General features: G+C 73.0%; 17 protein-coding genes and 1 riboswitch. Of the genes, 8 read left to right on the top strand and 9 right to left on the bottom strand.

What is annotated here, in order from left to right; all coding sequences use genetic code 11:
* Positions 1-179 precede the first annotated feature (179 nt).
* Positions 180-2,312, top strand: a complete 2,133-nt coding sequence (locus ABT297_RS18285) for a transglycosylase domain-containing protein (protein WP_350550621.1) — start codon at positions 180-182, stop codon at positions 2,310-2,312.
* Positions 2,313-2,372: 60 nt separating this feature from the next.
* Here the strand turns inward: ABT297_RS18285 and ABT297_RS18290 are convergent, their stop codons facing one another.
* Positions 2,373-3,251, bottom strand: coding sequence for a C39 family peptidase (locus ABT297_RS18290; RefSeq protein WP_350550624.1), 879 nt, complete (start codon positions 3,249-3,251; stop codon positions 2,373-2,375).
* A gap of 29 nt (positions 3,252-3,280) precedes the next feature.
* Positions 3,281-3,427: riboswitch (cyclic di-AMP (ydaO/yuaA leader) on the bottom strand.
* A 198-nt stretch (positions 3,428-3,625) separates the two neighbouring features.
* On the opposite strand from ABT297_RS18290, the gene ABT297_RS18295 reads away from it, so the two are divergent.
* From ABT297_RS18295 to ABT297_RS18305, 3 genes are all read left to right on the top strand, one after another.
* Positions 3,626-4,723, top strand: coding sequence for a hypothetical protein (locus ABT297_RS18295; RefSeq protein ID WP_350550627.1), 1,098 nt, complete (start codon positions 3,626-3,628; stop codon positions 4,721-4,723).
* A 119-nt stretch (positions 4,724-4,842) separates the two neighbouring features.
* The gene (locus tag ABT297_RS18300; protein ID WP_350550629.1) at positions 4,843-5,994 is read left to right on the top strand and encodes a L,D-transpeptidase; all 1,152 of its coding nucleotides are present in this window, start codon (positions 4,843-4,845) and stop codon (positions 5,992-5,994) included.
* Positions 5,995-6,017: 23 nt separating this feature from the next.
* Positions 6,018-6,479, top strand: coding sequence for a cupin domain-containing protein (locus ABT297_RS18305; RefSeq protein WP_350550631.1), 462 nt, complete (start codon positions 6,018-6,020; stop codon positions 6,477-6,479).
* Positions 6,480-6,544: 65 nt separating this feature from the next.
* On the opposite strand, the gene ABT297_RS18310 is transcribed toward ABT297_RS18305, so the two are convergent.
* The 6 genes from ABT297_RS18310 to ABT297_RS18335 are packed head-to-tail and all read right to left on the bottom strand — an operon-like array spanning position 6,545 to position 12,587.
* Positions 6,545-7,132, bottom strand: a complete 588-nt coding sequence (locus ABT297_RS18310; protein ID WP_350550633.1) for a DNA-3-methyladenine glycosylase — start codon at positions 7,130-7,132, stop codon at positions 6,545-6,547.
* Positions 7,129-7,803 carry a TetR/AcrR family transcriptional regulator gene (locus ABT297_RS18315; RefSeq protein WP_350550635.1) on the bottom strand — a complete coding sequence of 225 codons (675 nt, stop codon included), beginning with the start codon at positions 7,801-7,803 and terminating at the stop codon, positions 7,129-7,131. The genes ABT297_RS18310 and ABT297_RS18315 overlap by 4 nt, the downstream gene beginning before the upstream one ends.
* A 7-nt stretch (positions 7,804-7,810) precedes the next feature.
* Positions 7,811-9,364 carry an MFS transporter gene (locus ABT297_RS18320; protein WP_350550638.1) on the bottom strand — a complete coding sequence of 518 codons (1,554 nt, stop codon included), beginning with the start codon at positions 9,362-9,364 and terminating at the stop codon, positions 7,811-7,813.
* Between the two features lie 48 nt (positions 9,365-9,412).
* Entirely contained in the window at positions 9,413-10,582 is a 1,170-nt protein-coding gene (gene menC, locus ABT297_RS18325; protein ID WP_502885585.1) for an o-succinylbenzoate synthase, read from the bottom strand.
* Entirely contained in the window at positions 10,579-11,448 is an 870-nt protein-coding gene (locus ABT297_RS18330; RefSeq protein ID WP_350550641.1) for a GNAT family N-acetyltransferase, read from the bottom strand. Before ABT297_RS18330 ends, menC begins: the two co-directional genes overlap by 4 nt.
* A complete protein-coding gene (locus ABT297_RS18335) occupies positions 11,448-12,587 on the bottom strand; it encodes a M20 family metallopeptidase (protein ID WP_350550644.1) in 1,140 nt (379 codons plus the stop codon). Before ABT297_RS18335 ends, ABT297_RS18330 begins: the two co-directional genes overlap by 1 nt.
* Before the next feature lie 85 nt (positions 12,588-12,672).
* On the opposite strand from ABT297_RS18335, the gene ABT297_RS18340 reads away from it, so the two are divergent.
* A complete protein-coding gene (locus ABT297_RS18340) occupies positions 12,673-13,041 on the top strand; it encodes a PH domain-containing protein (protein WP_350550647.1) in 369 nt (122 codons plus the stop codon).
* A 30-nt stretch (positions 13,042-13,071) separates the two neighbouring features.
* Here the strand turns inward: ABT297_RS18340 and ABT297_RS18345 are convergent, their stop codons facing one another.
* A complete protein-coding gene (locus tag ABT297_RS18345; protein ID WP_350550650.1) occupies positions 13,072-13,515 on the bottom strand; it encodes a hypothetical protein in 444 nt (147 codons plus the stop codon).
* A gap of 85 nt (positions 13,516-13,600) precedes the next feature.
* Between ABT297_RS18345 and ABT297_RS18350 the strand changes: the two genes are divergently transcribed.
* From ABT297_RS18350 to ABT297_RS18360, 3 genes are read left to right on the top strand one after another with little or no spacing between them, the layout of a single operon-like run.
* Positions 13,601-13,960, top strand: coding sequence for a GntR family transcriptional regulator (locus tag ABT297_RS18350; protein ID WP_350550653.1), 360 nt, complete (start codon positions 13,601-13,603; stop codon positions 13,958-13,960).
* Positions 13,957-14,865 carry an ABC transporter ATP-binding protein gene (locus ABT297_RS18355; RefSeq protein WP_350550655.1) on the top strand — a complete coding sequence of 303 codons (909 nt, stop codon included), beginning with the start codon at positions 13,957-13,959 and terminating at the stop codon, positions 14,863-14,865. Before ABT297_RS18350 ends, ABT297_RS18355 begins: the two co-directional genes overlap by 4 nt.
* Complete coding sequence (locus ABT297_RS18360) at positions 14,862-15,557, top strand: ABC transporter permease (RefSeq protein WP_350550658.1); 696 nt, start codon at positions 14,862-14,864, stop codon at positions 15,555-15,557. The genes ABT297_RS18355 and ABT297_RS18360 overlap by 4 nt, the downstream gene beginning before the upstream one ends.
* A gap of 137 nt (positions 15,558-15,694) precedes the next feature.
* On the opposite strand, the gene argH is transcribed toward ABT297_RS18360, so the two are convergent.
* Positions 15,695-17,158, bottom strand: coding sequence for an argininosuccinate lyase (gene argH, locus ABT297_RS18365; RefSeq protein ID WP_502885587.1), 1,464 nt, complete (start codon positions 17,156-17,158; stop codon positions 15,695-15,697).
* Positions 17,159-17,211: the final 53 nt, after the last annotated feature.

Genomic DNA, 17,211 nt, shown 5'->3' on the forward strand with positions numbered 1-17,211 from the left:
CGCGCCATCCAGCCGATCAGAGGCCGCGCACCGGGGCGGACCGTTGTGCGGGCGCCCATCCGATCGCTCGCCCACGCCGGCACCCGGGTGATGTTCCGGCCGCGGCGGTTAGGGGTGGATCGTGCGGGGTAGCCGCGCGCCGCCAAGCGAACCGCCCACAGTCGTCGGGAGACCGGAACATGCGCCGACACCGCCAGCGAGCGAAGCGACAACGCCCACGTACGAAGCTCGCCCGCGTGCTGCTCGGCATGCTGCGGCTGGCGTTGAGCGGGGTGCTGGCGGGCCTGGTGGTCGCGGCCGCGGCGCTGCCGCTGGCGCTCGCCGGCGGCGGGATGGCGAAGGCGGCCGGCGACACATGGGAGAACCTGCCGACCAACCTGGCCACGCCGCGGCCCGCGGAGACGACCTACGTGTACGCCAGCGACGCCAAGACGCTGATCACCACGTTCTACGACGAGAACCGCCGCGACGTGCAGCTGGACCAGGTCGCGAAGACGCTGCAGCAGGCCGTCGTCGCCGCCGAGGACGCCCGCTTCTACGAGCACCGCGGCGTCGACGCGCGGGGCGTGCTGCGCGCGTTCGTCTCCAACAGCCGCGGCGGGGCGCAGCAGGGCGCCTCGACACTGACCATGCAGTACGTCCGCAACGTGCTCAAGAACGACGCGAGCCTCACCCCGCAGCAGCACCTGGAGGCGCTCGCCGACTCCCCGGCGCGCAAGCTGCGCGAGATGCGCTACGCCGGGGCGCTGGAGAAGCGGATGAGCAAGGCCGAGATCCTGCGGCGGTACCTCAACATCGCCTACTTCGGCTCCGGCGCCTACGGCATCTACGCCGCCAGCCAGACGTACTTCGGCAAGGTCCCGGCCGAGCTCACGCTCCCGGAGGCGGCGACGCTGGCCGGCCTGCTGCAGTCCCCGGACGCGGACAACCCGCTCACCGGCGACCGCGAGACGGCCCTGAAGCGGCGCGCGTACACGCTCGAGTCGATGGCGAAGATGCACGTGATCACGCCGGCGGAGGCGACCGCGGCGAAGGGCACGCAGCTGAAGCTAACCGAGCGCCGGCTGCCCAACGACTGCACGTCGGTGGCGCGGGAGCACAACGACTGGGGCTTCTTCTGCGACTACTTCCGCCAGTGGTGGAACAGCCAGCCCGAGTTCGGCGTGACGGCGATGGACCGCGACGAGAAGCTGCGCACCGGCGGCTACACGGTGGTCACCTCGCTGGACCCGAACGTGCAGGCGACCGCGCTCGCCCAGTCGCTGGGCGTCTACGGCTACGGCAGCGCGCGTTCGGTGCCGCTCGCCGTGGTCCAGCCCGGCAGCGGCCGGGTGCTGGCGATGGCTGTCAACCGCCACTTCAGCCTCGTGGCCAACCCGCCGGAGCACCCGCAGTACCCCAACACCGTCAATCAGCTCATCTCGGGCGGCTCCGGCGTGGACGGCTACCAGGCCGGCTCGACGTTCAAGATGTTCACGATGCTCGCCGCGCTGGAGGCCGGCCTGCCGCTGAGCACCCAGTTCAACGCGCCGGCCCGGATCGTGACCAACTGGCCGGGCAGCGCCGCGGCCAGCTGCGGCGGGCACTGGTGCCCGGCCAACGACAGCCCGAGCTGGATGGACGGCCCACGCACGATGTGGAACGGGTTCGGCCGCTCGGTCAACACCTACTTCGTGTGGCTGGAGCAGCGCATCGGCGCGCAGCGCGTGGTGGAGATGGCGCAGCGGCTCGGCATCGTGTTCCGCGGCGACCTGGACATCTCGCTGGCGGCGAAGGCGGAAGGCTGGGGCTCGTTCACCCTCGGTACCGCCCTGACCACCCCGCTGGACCTCGCCAACGCCTACGCGGCCGTCGCCGCCGGCGGGTTGTACTGCCAGCCGCTGCCGGTGCTGTCGATCACGGACCCGGACGGCCGGGCGGTCGACGCCGCCGGTCCGAAGTGCAAGCAGGCGGTCGACCCCGACGTGGCGGCCGCGGCCACCGACGCGGCGCGGTGCCCGGTCGGCAAGGGCTCGTCGTACGGCAGGTGCGACGGCGGCACGGCCGAGGCCGTGTCCGGCATCCTGAGCGGGCGGCCGGTCGCGGGCAAGACGGGAAGCTCGGAGAACAACGCGACCGAGACGTTCGTGGGGTTCACGCCGCAGCTCGCGGCGGCCGGCATCGCGGTGAACGTGGACAACCCGAACGACTACGTCGGCGGCGGGGTCTCCAGCTCGGTCAACGGGGCCGTGGCGCAGACCATGGCGGTGACGCTGCACGGCCAGCCGGTGCAGGCCTTCCCGGCCCCGAGCCGGACACGCGCACTGGGCTGACGGGGCCGATCCGGCGCGCCGCCCGCGGTGGACGGCGCGCCGGATCGGGGAGGGCCGGGATCAGGCCGAGTAGCCGCGCTGGGCGATCCAGTCGGCCATCTTGTCCAGGGACAGCATGTACGAGCCGGCACCCTGGGCGTCGGCCGGATCCGCGATCTTCACGGTCTGGCCGCCGTCGCGGTACCCGACGATCGTCAGGTAGTGCCCGCCGGGGTAGGAGTGGCCGTGCCCGGCGTCGTCCACCGTGGACCCGGCGATGTTGGCGACCACCGCGTACCCGTGGCTGATCGCGTTGAGCACCGATGCCTTGAGCTGGTCGACGTCGGCCTGGGTGGCCGTCTGCCCGGTGATGAAGTGCGACTTGTAGAAGGACGTCCCGGTGTACGAGTTGAGCGCCCGGGTGGTGTCGTCGGCCGAGTTGGTGCCGTTGACGGTGGTGCCGAGGTGCTGCGCGACCTGGGACTGCGACGCGAAGATCCCCCGCGCGGTGAGGGCGATGCGCGTGGCGGCCGGGCCGCAGAAGTAGTAGTTCTCCTGCCAGGCGAACTGGTAGGAGAGCTCCTTCTGCTGCGGGGGTGCGGTGGTGGTGGCCGCCGACGGCGACGGCGGCGCGGTGGTGGTGGCCGCGGCGGTGGTCCCGGCGCCGGCCTGTGCGGCGGCGGTCGGCTTGGCCGCGCCCGCCTTGGGTGTGCTCGCCGCGCCGGGCACCGCCTGGTCGCGCTGCTGCTCGCGGGCGGCCGGGGCGCCGTCGACGGTGACCGTGGATTCGGCGCCGGTCAGGGTCTGGGCGCCGGCGGCGCTGGCCGGTGTCGAGGACTGCTGCAGGGCGGCGACGCCGATGCCGGCCGCGGCGGCCAGGCCCGCCGCGGCGGCCAGGACGCGGATGCGCCGAAGCGGGGAGGTCCGTCCCGAGTGGCGAGGCTTGTAGAGGTACGTCACGGGTACCTCGGTTCGTGGGGCAACACGCGAGCTCCTTCCGGTGCCGCCTACCGGGTTAGCTGACGGGTTCGGACGGGAAGCTCGCCCTTCCGGGGGCCGTGGGGCCCCGCGGATTCACCCCGGGTGGTGCATGGTTCCCCGGCTCGTGCGCGCGCACGACTCAGCGGATCCGCAGCGGGGTCACCCGAGTGGGTGAACGGAGGCCACAGCGGATTCGGAAACCGTAAACACGCCGGTCAGAGGCCGTTTCACCCCCCGCCGATTCGGCCACTGGGCGCGGCGCCGCCGTGACGGGCGACCGGGCGCACACGGCCCTGGCGCCGTTTCTCATCCCCAAAATCACCCTCGCGCGACACCGGTCCTAGTCTCGCCGGATGCTCGCCGGTGATGACGAAAACCCGCAGCTCAGCGACGTGGCCGAACACGGCCGGCGCCATCTGCGGTCTCGCCGCGGCCGTCATGCCGCATACCTCCGCAACCTCGTGCCCGAACCCGAGCGCCTGCTCGCGTCCGGGCCGGTACGCGTGCTCGCCTCCGGGTCCGCACGCGTGCTCGCCTCCGGACCGGCCCGGGCGCTCGCCGCCGGGTCCGCTCGTGTGCTCGCCTCCGGGCCGGCCCGCACGCTCGCCGCCGGGTCCGCTCGCGCGTATGCGGCCGGGCGCACGCGCCTGCTCGCATCCGGTCCCGGGCGCTTCGCCGCGGCCATGCCGGCGGGGGCGCGCCGCACCGCCGTGGCCGCGACGATCGTCGCCGTGGCGGCGTTCGGGCTGGCCCCGGCGCTGACGTCCTCGGACCCTCCGGCCGCATCGGGCGTGAGCCTGAACGCACAGGAGGAGGCCGGCGCGGCCCAGGCCGAGGCGCCGCGCGACGACGAGCGCGCGGGGCGCTCGTCGGGACGCTCGAAGGGCACCGACCCCAAGGCCGGCGACCCGAAGGCTGCCCCGAAGGCCGCTGACCCCAAGGCCACCGGACAGGGGTCCACCGGCAAGAAGGCCACCGGCCAGGGTGGCACGCCACCGGCGGCCGCGCCGTCGCCGACCAGGCTGGCGCCCGTCGGCGGGCTGAGCCAGGCCGAGATGGACAACGCGGTCGCGATCGTCGACGTGGCCAAGCGGGAGAACCTGCCCAAGCGCGCCGTCGTCGTGGCGCTCGCCACCGCCCTGCAGGAGAGCCACCTGCGCAACCTGGCCAACCCCAACCTGCCGCAGTCACTGCACCAGCCGAACGAGGGCGTCGGATACGACTACGACTCGGTCGGACTGTTCCAGCAGCGGCCGAACTGGGGCACGGTCGAGGAGCTGATGAACCCGCACGAGTCGGCCCGCCGGTTCTACGCGGCGCTGCTGGCGATCCCGGGCTGGGGCGACTACGCGGTCACGGTCGCGGCGCAGATGGTGCAGCGCTCGGCCTTCCCGAACGCCTACGCGAAGTGGGAGGGGCTGGCGACGCGGATCGCCGACGCCACCATGTAACGCCGGGCGACTAAAGCCGGGCGACGATCCGGTATCGCACCCGTTGTCACTCGTTTGCCGGCCCGGCCTCGCCCGGGTCGGCACGACGATGCCCCCATGTGCAGACAACGGCAGAGAACATGAGGCGCCCAGGCCGGTCCGTCACCGCGCTGCTCATCCTCGCGGTGACGGCACAGCCGGCGCTGTCCGGGTGCGACCTCTTGTCGCATCGCAAACACACGGCGACGAAGTCCACCGCACCACCGACGGTGCCGGTGGGACTCTCCCTCACGCCGGCGGCGGGCGACGCCGCGGTGCCGATCAGCGCCGAGATCGGCACCAAGGTCAAGGACGGGCGGGTCACCGACGTGTCCCTCCTCGACGCGACCGGTCAGAAGATCTCCGGCGCTTCGCGGGCGGACGGGTCGTCCTGGGTGCCCGACACCGCACTGCGCTACGGCGCCACGTATACGGCGAAGGTGACCGCCATCGGCGCCGACGGCAAGCCGGTGACCAGACAGACGACCTTCACCACGGCGGCGAAGCCGACCGGTCCGTCGATCAACACGGACCTGAACGTCATCAACGGCGGGACCTACGGCGTCGCGATGCCGATCGTCGTGGAGTTCGCCACCGAGGTGCCGCCGGAGAACCGGGCCGCCGTGCAACAGCGGCTGTTCGTGACGAGCGACCCGCCCCAGCCCGGGGTGTGGCACTGGTTCAACGGCAAGCAGGTGATGTACCGGCCGGAGCACTACTGGCAGCCGGGCACGAAGATCACCGCTCGCAAGGCACTCAACGGCGTGCGGATCGGCGACGGCCACGCCGACGAGGACGCCTCCGCGACGATCACGATCGGCCGCAAGCTCACGATCGACATCGACAACGCCACCAAACAGCTGAGCGTGTACCACAACGACGCGCTCGTGAAGACCATGCCCGTCAGCCTGGGCAAGTCGTCCACGCCGAGCTCGAGCGGCACCACCGTGATCATGTCGCGGGAGCCGACGTCGTTGTTCAAGACGCCGGAGTACACCACCACCGTCGAGTACGCCATGCGCCTGACCTGGGGCGGGCAGTACATCCACGCGGCGCCGTGGTCGGTCGGCGACCAGGGCGTGCGCAACGTCTCGCACGGCTGCACCAACGTCTCCACGGGCAACGCGCGGTGGCTGTACGAGTCGGTGCTGGTCGGCGACCCGGTGACCACGCGCAACACCGAGGTGCCGCTGGACGCGGGCGACGGCTGGACGGCGTGGGACATGTCGTGGGCGGACTACACCAAGGCCTAGAGGGCCCGAAGGAGGACACCGATATGGAGGTCATTCGCGTCCCGAGCACCAGCCGGCCGGCGCCGCAACAGCGGTACTCCGGCGTGGCCTGGATCGGCAAGGACGTCACCGCGATGGAACCGTCGCGCCTGGCGACGTTCCATGCCCAGTTCAACCCCGGCGCGCGCACGGCGTGGCATCGCTGCCCGTACGGCCGGGTGCTGCACATCCTGCACGGCGTTGGCCGGGTGCAGCGCCGGGGCGGGCCCGTCCACGAGGTGCGGGCCGGCGACACGGTCGTCGTGGCGGCCGACGAGTGGCACTGGCACGGCGCCAGCCCGAGCACGTTCGTGGCGGTGGTGTCGACCCAGGAGACCGACCCCGACGGCCGTGACACGGAATGGGGGGAGCAGGTGACCGAGTCGGAGTACCTGCGCCCGCCACAGTCCGCGACGATTCGCCTGCCGGACGAGGACCGCGTCCCGCACCGCGAGGCCACCTGGTAGCCGGTTGCGAGCAGTAGGGTCCGTCCGAGGCCCCGCCGCACCCGCGGCGGGGCCTGGCCGCCGGCTCAGACCTTGCGCGATCGCGGGACGTGGCGGCGGTACTCGCTGACCGTCGGATCGCCCTCCAGCCAGAAGCGCCACGGCTTGTCGTGCGCGCCCGTCACGCCGACCCGGGGGCCGACCGCGATCACACCGGGCGGCTCGGTGGGCTCGACGAGGTGCCCGCCGAGCAGGTACGTCCCGTAGAAGGTGCGGTCGATCGCCAGCGCGCTGCACAGCCGGGCGGGGCCGCGGGCCAGCTCGGCGTCGCGGCGCGCGGCCGGCCGGCGCGAGCGCGCCGTGTCGATGCCGCCGACCACCTCCGCGGCCCGCAGCAGCACGGCCGAGGCGGTCCCGTCGATGCCACTGACGACATTGAGGCAGTAGTGCATGCCGTAGGTGAAGTAGACGTACGCGTAGCCGGCTGGCCCGAACATGATGGCGTTGCGCGGGGTACGGCCGCGGTGCGCGTGGGAGGCGGGGTCCTCGCCGGTGCCGGAGTACGCCTCGACCTCCGTGAGCCGCACCGTGACCCCGCCGGCGGTGAGGCGGCAGCCGAGCAGCGCCCGGGCCGCCTCCTCGACCGGACCCCGCAGCCGCTCGAGCAGCGTCACGAGCGGATCAGCGCGATGCGCCGCACCAGGTCGTCGACGGTCGCGCCCAGCGGCGGCAACGGGAAGCCGGGGATGAACTGGCGCATCGTCACCGCGCCGTGCAGCGACGTCCACACGGCGGTGGCGTCGGCGAACGGGTCGGTGCTGCCCGACCGGCCCGCCTTGACGCACTCGGCCAGCGCGTCGACGAGCACCATGAACGAGTCGAGCCGGTGCCGCCACACCTCGGGCAGCTCGCCGATGTCCTTCGGCGACCCGATCGCCGGGCGGTCGGCCCGCTGCCGGCCGAAGAGGACGCGGTACCGCGCGGGGTCGTCCATCCCGAAGTTCGCGTACGCGTGACAGCCGGCCAGCAGCCGCTGGACCGGGTCCTCGACGCTCCCCACGGCGTCGAGGACCAGCAGGCGCAGCCGCTCGAAGGCGATGTCGAGCACGGCCTCGACGATGGCGTCACGGTCGGCGAAGTGGGTGTAGATCGACGGGGCGGAGATGCCCGCCTCCCGGGCCACCGAGCGCAGGGTGAGCGCCTCCTCGTTGCCCTCGCGCTCCAGCAGCCGCTCCGCCGCGGCCACGATCTCGTCGCGCAGCAGGGCGCCCTCGCCGCGCCGGTTGCGGGTGCGGCCACCCTGCGAGGTGGCCGCGCCCGCCGGACCTGTCGGTTCCGCCTTCATGCCTTCATCATGCCGTCTGCAGGGCGGGCCGCGGCTCGGGGACCTCGGCCGCGGGTGCCTCGGCGACGGGCTCACCGGCGGGCCGCCGGGCGGGCCGGACCACCAGGACCGCGAGCGCCATCAGGAAGGCGATCCCGGCCGCGATGAGCGCGCCGCGGTCCATCGCGTCGGTGAAGGCGCGGTCGGCGACCTCGATGACGTGCTGCGCGGCGGGCGCCGGGAGGCTCGCCGCCACCCCGTGCGCGGTGGGCAGGTCGGTGCCGGCGGGGCCGGGCAGGGAGCTGCCGACGGAGGAACGGTAGGCCGAGGAGACCACGGTGCCGAGGACCGCGATGCCCAGCACGCCGCCCAGCTCACGGATCACGCTGTTGAGCGCGCTCGCCATCGAGACGTACCCCGCCGGGACCGAGCCGCTGATCTGCAGGCTGGCCGGGGCCATCATCATGCCCATGCCGAGGCCGATGACCGCGGTGCCGACGGCGATCCGCCAGAACTCGGTGTGCACGCCGGTGGTGGCGAGGGACAGCAGGCCGGCGGTGGCCAGCAGCAGGCCCAGCGCCAGGGTGCCGCGCACGCCGAGGCGGCGGGCGATGATCGGCGACGTGGCCGAGGTCAGCGCCATGGCCACGGCGAACGGCATCGCGCCCAGCCCGGCCACGAGCGGTGTGTAGCCGTGCACCAGCTGCAGGTACTGCGAGAGCTCGAACAGCGTCCCGAAGAGCACGAAGAACACCACGGCGAGGCTCAGCGCGGCGATGACGAAGGTGCGGTTGGCGAAGAGGTCGAGCCGGACCAGCGGGGACCCCGCCCGGGCGGCCAGGCGGCGCTGCCAGAGCACGAACGCGGCCACGAGGACGGCCGACGCGCCGAGCTCGGCGAGGGTCACGGCGTCGGCCCAGCCCCGCGACGGGGCCTGGATGACGGCGTCGACCAGGGCGGCGACGGCGGCGGTGGACAGCAGCGCGCCGAGGATGTCGAGGCGGCCGCCGCGCACGGCCGGGACCGGGGGGACGAGGACCAGCACGGCGACGACGGCGAACGCGACCAGCGGGACGTTGATCCAGAAGGCGCTGCTCCACGAGAAGTGCTCCAGCAGGGCGCCGCCGGTGACGGGGCCGATGAGCACGCCGACGCCGGCCGCGGCGGACCAGGCGCCGAACGCCTTCGGGCGCTCGGCCGGCGGGAAGATCCGGGTGATGATGGCCAGCGTCGCGGGCATGACGAACGCGGCGCCGAGGCCCATCACGGCCCGCCAGGCGATGAGCTCTCCGGGCGTGTCGGACAGCGCGGCGACCGCCGAGCCGCCGCCGAAGATGACCAGGCCGCCCAGCAGGGCGTTGCGGGAGCCGAGCCGGGCGCCGAGGGTGCCGGCCAGGATCAGCGCCGAGGCGAAGACCAGGGTGTACGCGTCGGTGATCCACTGCAGGTCGGAGGTGTCCGCGCGCAGCGCGTGCGCCAGCGACGGCAGTGCGGTGTTGAGCACGGAGTTGTCGAGAGTGACGGCGACGAGCGTCAGGCTGAGCACCGCGAGAGCGGCCCAGCGACGCGGGTACTCGGACATGCACAGGCTCCTTACGGTCGTTTACTAACGACCGTAAGCTTAAACACGTCAACTAACGCTTGTAAACTTAATCCACTCTGTCTCGGTCGTCACACTGTCCAGGACGTCCCGCAGCGGGGAGACGCCGATGCCGGGGCCGGCCGGGACGGCCACATGCCCGTCCTCGAGCTTGAACGGCTCGGTGATGTCCTGCGCGTAGTAGCGGTCCGACGCCGACGTGTCGCCGGGCAGCGTGAAGCCGGGCAGCGCGGCGAGCGCGACGTTCGCGGCGCGGCCGAGACCGGTCTCGAGCATGCCGCCGGCCCAGACCGCGATGCCGTTGGCGGCGCACACGTCGTGGACGCGCCGCGCCTCCAGGTAGCCGCCGACCCGGCCGGGCTTGATGTTGACGATCCGGCACGCGCCGAGGGCGATCGCGTCGGCGGCGGCCCGCGCGCTGACGATCGACTCGTCGAGGCAGATCGGGGTGCGGATCATGGAGGCCAGCCGGGCGTGGCCGCGCACGTCGTCCTCGGGCAGCGGCTGCTCGATGAGCAGCAGGCCGAACGGATCGAGGCGGGCGAGGTGGGCGGCGTCGGTCAGGGTGTACGCCGCGTTGGCGTCGACCTGCAGCAGCACCTCGTCGCCGAAGCGCTCGCGGACGGCGCGGACCGGCTCGACGTCCCAGCCGGGCTCGATCTTGAGCTTGATCCGCAGGTATCCGGCCGCCAGGTAGCCCTCGACGGCATCGAGCAGCAGCGGGATCGAGTCCATGATCCCGACGGAGACGCCGGCGGGCACCCGGTCCCGCACCGCGCCCAGGAACGCCCCGAGCGGCATGCCCGCGGCGCGCAGGTGCGCGTCGAGGACGGCGGTCTGCACCGCGGCCTTCGCCATCGGGTGCCCCTTGAGCGGCTCGAAGAGCGGCTCGAGCGCGTAGACCCCGGCCGGGCTCGAGCCGTTGCAACGCCGCAGGATCGGCACGATGTACCGCTTGATGAACGCCTGGGCCCCGTCGACGTACTCGGCGGAGTACAGCGGCGCGCTCAGCGCCACGCATTCGCCCCAGCCCTCGGCCTCGGCCGTGACGGCCCGCACGAGCAGCACGTCGCGGGCGTGCTCGGTGCCGAAGGACGTGCGAAACGGCGCGACCAGCGGCATCGCCACCCGGCGCAGCTCGATCCCCTCCAGGCGCAGGCCGCCGCTTCGCCGATCCCCGCCCCGTCGCGAGGCGTTCACCGGTCACGCACCAGCAGGTAGCGGCCGTCGGGAGCCATGCCGGCGAGGCGGTGGCCGGCGGCGAGGCGGCCCATGAGCGCGTCCCGCACGGCGTGCCGCCAGCGCAGCGCCGCGCCCGGGTCGCGCCGGCGCAGCTCCTCGACATCGGGCGGGACCGCCACCGTGAGTACCGCCGCCGCGTCCTCCGGATCGTGCACGAGCGGCTCGTCGCCGGCCCCGGCCGCCACGGAGCGGGAGACCAGCGGCACCGCGCCGGTGAGGTCGAGGCCGGCCGCGACACCCCGGGCCGCGTCCGCCACGCCCGGGTCGTCCAGCCGCCACACGACCAGGATCCGGTCGGACAGGTCGCCGCTGTTGATGCCGTCGGTCATCGGCCCGTAGAACTCGGGCAGGTACTCGACCGCGTCGACGCGCAGCTTGCGCAGGTTGAAGTACGCGTTGCGCTGGATGAGCGGGTCGTACGTCCAGTGCACCTCGGCCACGCCCCGGGCGAGGGTCCAGGCGCGCTGGTGCAGCTTGAGGGCGAAGCCGACGCCGAGTCCGTGCCCGTCGCGCTCGACGCCGGCGAGGTGCGAGTGCAGGTGCGGCCCGCCGTGCCCGTCGTGCGGGGCGAGGCCGAAGAACCCCACCGCGGCGCCGACGAGCACCCCGCCGCGGTAGGCGCCCGCGACGTAGTTGCCGGAATGGGCGTACGTGCGCAGCATCGACGGCGCCGCGATCTCGCTGGGGTGCTCCGCCCGCCACACGCGCTGCAGCAGCGCGGAGCAGTCGTCCAGCTCCGCGATCGTGGACAGCTCGACCACCTTGACCCCGATGCCGTCCGCGGCCACCGCCGCGCAGGCCCAAGCGTCGGCGACCAGGTCCATCACTCCGCCCGCCCGATCGTCGCGGCGAGCGTGCCGACCAGGGCCGCCCGCTCCGGCAGGCTGGACAATTCGATCCACTCCCCCTCCGCGTGCGCGTTGCCGCCGATCGCGCCGAGCCCGTCGAGGGTCCGCACGCCGATGCCGGCGGTGATATTGCCGTCCGAGCCGCCGCCGACCGCCTCCCCGGTCACCGGGCGCCCGCCGAACCGCTCGGCCAGCCGCTGCGCCAGCGCGAACAGCTCGGCCGAGGCCGTCTCCGGCATCGCCGGGCGGGCCGGGCCGAGCTCGACCTCCACCGCGGCGCCGGGCAGCACCGGCGCCAGCGCGCGCAGGGCCTCGTCGACCCGGCGCAGCTCGAGCGGGTCGAACGAGCGCACGTCGACGCTGACCCGCGCGGCGGCCGGCACGGTGTTGGCGGTGGTGCCGGCCACGGCATCGGTGGGCGTGACGCTGGTGCCCCGCCCGGCGTCGCCGAGTGCGGCGATGCGCAGCACCTGGTGGGCGAGCTCCACGCCGGCGTTGATGCCGCGGTGCGGCGCGTTGCCCGCGTGCGAGGCGCGTCCGGTGACCCGCACCGAGTAGTGCGCGATGCCCTTGCGGGCGACCTTCAGCCGCCCGCCGGCGCTGCCCTCCAGCACCAGCGCGCCGGCCGCGCCCCGGGCGGTGTCCTCGATGAGCGCGGCCGAGGTCGGCGAGCCGATCTCCTCGTCGGCGTTGACCAGCACCGCGACGCCGTCGAGGTCGTCCAGCGCGGCCAGCGCCCCGAGCGCGTGGAACAGCACGACCAGGCCGCCCTTCATATCCACCACGCCCGGGCCGGTGGCGCGGTCGCCGTCGACGGAGAACGGCCAGCGGGCCAGGGTGCCGCGCGGCCAGACGGTGTCGTAGTGCCCGATGAGCACGACCCTCGGTGGCCCGGCGCCGAAGCGCCAGCGCAGGTGCGGCCGGTCACCGACGACGATCCGCTCCGGCGACTGGCCGGTGCGGCGCACGCCGAGGGCGGTCACGACGTCGGCGCACCGGGCAAGGGCATCGGGGTCGGACGACGGGGACTCCACGCCGACCAGGTCGGCGAGATCGTCCAGCATCTGCGGGGCCGCGGCCGGCAGCCCGGCCCATACCGTGTCCAGCGCCGTCATCCCCTCACGGTAGCCGCCGGCCCCGCCGAACCGGCGGGTAGCTTGGCGCGCCGCGGAGGTTGAAAGCGGTGGCTACGTTGAACGCATGGCGCAGCAGGCGAAGTACGACCGGCGGGATCAGTACGAACAGATCGTCTCGGGGCTGTTGGCGGGCGAGAACATCATCGCCGTCTACGACGCCGTCGGCGTCGGCACCGGGTTCATCGGCCTCACCGACCGCCGTGTGATCCTGCAGGACCGCTCCTTCGTCGGCAAGCGGGTCGCGATCACCTCGATCCCCTACGGCAAGGTCACCGCCGTGTCGGTGGTCAGCAACAAGTCGTGGGCGGGCAGCTTCTTCAGCAGCGGCACCGTGGCCGTGCATGTCGGCACGCACACCTACGAGGTCGACGTGCGCGGAGTCGAGAAGACCCAGCACATCCACAACGTGATCCTGCACTACGCCGGCCGGTAGGGCCGTCCACGAACATCTCCGCGCGGAAGATCACTCGTGAACCGGTACCGCCGCGATACGTAGCGACATCACGGGCAGCACGCGCGGGTCGACGCTCCACTCGGCCGCGGTGCGGAAGACGTCGTTCTCGTCGACGAGCGCCTCCTCGTCGGACACGAACACATCCGCGCCGCGGGCCCGCGCCCAGCGGTGCATGACGAGGCTGCGGTCGGTGGCGAAATACTGCGCCTCGGCCCCGGTCCGCATCGACAGCGCGGCGATGCCGTTCCACCGGAACAGCCACTTCCCCGCGACCAGGGTCCACTTGTCCACGGTCGCGACGACCACCCGGTCGTCGGTGAAGTGCGCCAGGTCGAGCCCCGTGCGCGGCTCCACGTCGCCCAGGTCGCGCAGCCCGAGCGCCTCCATCACCGGATCCGGCTCGGCCCGCACGGCCAGCCACGCCATCTTGGGCCCGAACCCCACGCTCACCATGCCTCGAAGATAGCCCTTGACACCGCCGGTTCATCGGTTGCATGGTTAGTTACATGAGTAACGAACCAAACAACCAGGACGAGTGATGGACGACGGGCGGCCGATCTTCCTGCAGATCGCGGAGCAGATCGAAAACTCGGTCATCGACGGGAGCCTGCCGGAGGAGACCCAGGTGCCGTCGACGAACGAGCTCGCCGCCTTCCACCGGATCAATCCCGCCACCGCCGCGAAGGGCGTCAACCAGCTCGTCGACGACGGGATCCTCTACAAGAAGCGAGGCATCGGCATGTTCGTCTCCCCCGGCGCGCAGGCCAAGCTCCGGCAGCGCCGGCGCGACCAGTTCGCGAAGCAGTATCTCCAGCCGCTGCTCGCCGAGGCGGCGAAGCTCGGCATCCAACCCTCCGAGCTGAAGTCGATGATCGAACACTACGAGGAGCACAGATGAGCGGCACGCAGCGAAGCGAAGGTGCCGGAACGGGCGCGATCGTGAGCGCGCGCGGCGTGACGAAGCGATTCGGGGGCGTCACCGCCCTCGACGGCGTGACGTTCGACCTGCGGCGCAACGGCATCTACGGCCTGCTCGGGCGCAACGGCGCCGGCAAGACCACCCTCATGCAGGTGCTGACCGGCCAGCAGATCGCCTCGGCCGGCACGGTGGAGACGTTCGGCGGCCACCCGTACGAGAACGAGCAGGTGCTGCGGCAGGTCTCCTTCATCAAGGAGAGCCAGCGGTATCCGGATGCCTTCCGCGTCCGCGACGCGCTGTTGGCCGCCCGCCTGCTGTTCCCGAACTGGGACGAGGCGTTCGCCCGCGAGCTCGTCCACGACTTCGGGCTGCCCGTGAAGCGAGACGTCAAGAAGCTGTCGCGGGGCATGCTGTCCGCGCTCGGCGTGACCCTCGGCCTCGCCGCGCGCGCCCCGCTCACGTTCTTCGACGAGCCGTATCTCGGCCTGGACGCCGTCGCCCGCCAGCTCTTCTACGACCGGCTGCTGGCCGACTACGCCGAGTTCCCGCGCACCGTGGTGCTGTCCACCCACCTCATCGACGAGGTCAGCGACCTGATCGAGCACGTGCTGCTCATCGAGCGCGGCCGGCTCGTGCTCGACGAGAGCGCCGATACGCTGCGCGGCCAGGTGGTCACGCTCGTCGGCCCGGCGAACGCGGTCGACGCCCTCACCGTCAACGTCGACGAGCTGCACCGCGAGCGCCTCGGCCCGCTGACTCGCGCCACGATCCGCGGCCGCGTCGAGCTGGGCGAGGCCCGCGCCGCCGGGGTCGAGCTGCAGCCGGTGACCCTGCAGCAACTGGTCGTCCGCATCACCACCGCAGACCTGAAGGGGCTGTCATGAACCGCATCGTCGCGATCGCCCGGCTGCAGGCCCTCGGCCGCCACGGCGCGCTCGTCTGGCCGATCACGATCCTGGCGATCGCCTTCGCCGTCAACCTGGTGGTGTTCGCCTCCATCTCCGACACCACCACCGACGACCCGGTCACCGCCGCGCTGGCGAGCATCTACATCACGGCGCTGGCCTTCGGCGCCATGGCGGTGTCGCAGCACTTCCCCTTCGCGCTGGGCATGAGCGTCACGCGCCGCGAGTTCTCGGCGGGCCTGGGCCTCTTCGTGCTCGTGCAGGCCATCGCCTACTCGGCGCTGCTCGTCGTGCTGCAGTCGATCGAGGACTACACGAACGGCTGGGGCCTGCGGCTGCGCTTCTTCGGCCTGGGCTTCATCAACCACTACGCCCCGCCGGTGCAGTTCCTGATGTACGCCGTCCCGATGCTGCTCATGACCCTGGTCGGCGTCGCGGCGGGCGTCGTGTACATCCGCTGGCGCGTCAACGGCGTCCTCACCGCGACGGCCGCGCTGCTGCTGCTCCTGGGCGCGACGGCGGCCCTGCTCGGCGTCTTCGACCGCTGGCCGGCGGTGGGCCACTGGCTGACCCACACGAGCCCGGTCGCCCTCTTCGCCGGCTGGCCCCTGCTTCTGGTGGCGGCCCTCGGTGCCGGCTCCTGGCTGGCGCTGCGCCGCGCGACCGCCTGACCGACTCCACCGCGCACCAGCCGTGCACCACACGAAAAGTCCGGCGCCTTCGACACCGGACTTTTCGGACTTATCATCATTTCCCGGGGCGCCGAGCGTTCGGCGTCATCTGCCGGCATGCCGGCGCCCCCGCGAGCTCAATCGCGCGGGATCACCTGCTCCGCCGACCAGTCGCGCCAGCGGTCGAGCTTGTCGGCGGCCGTGGCGAGCTGGTCGGCGACCGGGCCGGGACCGGTCGAGCCGGGGGTGGTACGCGCCGCGAGCGCGCCCGGGACGGAGAACACCTCGCGGACCGCGGGGGTCAGGTGCGGGCTCACAGCGGCGAGGTCCTCGTCGGTCACCTCGTCCAGGCCGATGTCGCGGGCGGCGCAGATGACCACGAGCTTGCCGGTGATCTCGTGCGCCTCCCGGAACGCGACGCCCTGCCGGACCAGCCACTCGGCGACCTCGGTCGCGAGCGTGTACCCGACCGGCGCCTGCGCGGCGAGCCGATCGACCCGCACGGTCATCGTGGAGATCATCCCGGCCAGCGCGGGCAGGACGAGCTCGAGCGTGTCGACGGCGTCGAAGACCGGCTCCTTGTCCTCCTGCAGGTCCCGGTCGTAGGCCAGCGCGAGGCCCTTGAGCATCGTGAGCACCCCGGTGAGGTGACCGACGAGCCGGCCGGACTTGCCACGGGCGAGCTCGGCGATGTCCGGGTTCTTCTTCTGCGGCATGATCGACGAGCCGGTGGCGAAGGCGTCGTCGAGCTGCACCCAGCCGAAGGCGGGCGTGGTCCACAGCACCACCTCCTCGCCGAGCCGGGACAGGTGCACGCCGGTGAGCGCGGCCACGAACAGGAACTCGGCGACGAAGTCCCGGTCGGCGACGGCGTCGATCGAGTTGGGCGCGGCGGCGGCGAACCCGAGCTCCTTGGCGACCTGGGTCGGGTCCAGCGGCAGCGACGAGCCGGCGAGCGCCCCGGCGCCGAGCGGGCTCACCGCGGCGCGGGCGTCCCAGTCGCGCAGCCGGTCCAGGTCACGCAGCAGCGCCTGGACGTGCGCGAGCAGCTGGTGGCCGAACGCGATCGGCTGGGCCGGCTGCAGGTGGGTGAAGCCGGGCGCCGGCGTGTCGACGTGCCGGGCGGCCTGCTCCATGAGGGCGTCGGCGAGCTCGACGATGCGCGACGCGACGCCGCGGGCGTGGTCGCGCAGGTAGAGCCGCAGGTCGGTGGCGACCTGGTCGTTGCGGGACCGGCCGGCGCGCAGCTTCCCGCCGAGCGCGCCGAGCCGCTCGAGCAGGCCGCGCTCCAGCGCGGTGTGCACGTCCTCGTCGTCGACGGTCGGGCGGAAGTCACCGGCGGCGCAGGCGGACTCGAGGTCGTCGAGGGCGGCGAGCATCCGGCCGAGCTCATCGGCGTCCAGCAGCCCGGCGCGGGCCAGGACCCGGGCGTGGGCACGGGAGCCGGCGATGTCGTACGGGGCGAGCCGCCAGTCGAACTGCACGCTCACGGACAGCCGGGCGAGCGCCTCGGCGGGGCCGCCGGCGAAGCGGCCGCCCCACAGGCGGGTCGGGGTCTCAGAAGCCACGGGACGATCCTTCCACAACACGTAATACAAGATCGCCGCGGCACAGGGCCGCGGCGGGACGGACAGGACGGGACCGCGGGAATCCG

It is taken from the genome of Dactylosporangium sp. NPDC000555 (assembly GCF_040300025.1).
Lineage (GTDB): Bacteria > Actinomycetota > Actinomycetes > Mycobacteriales > Micromonosporaceae > Dactylosporangium.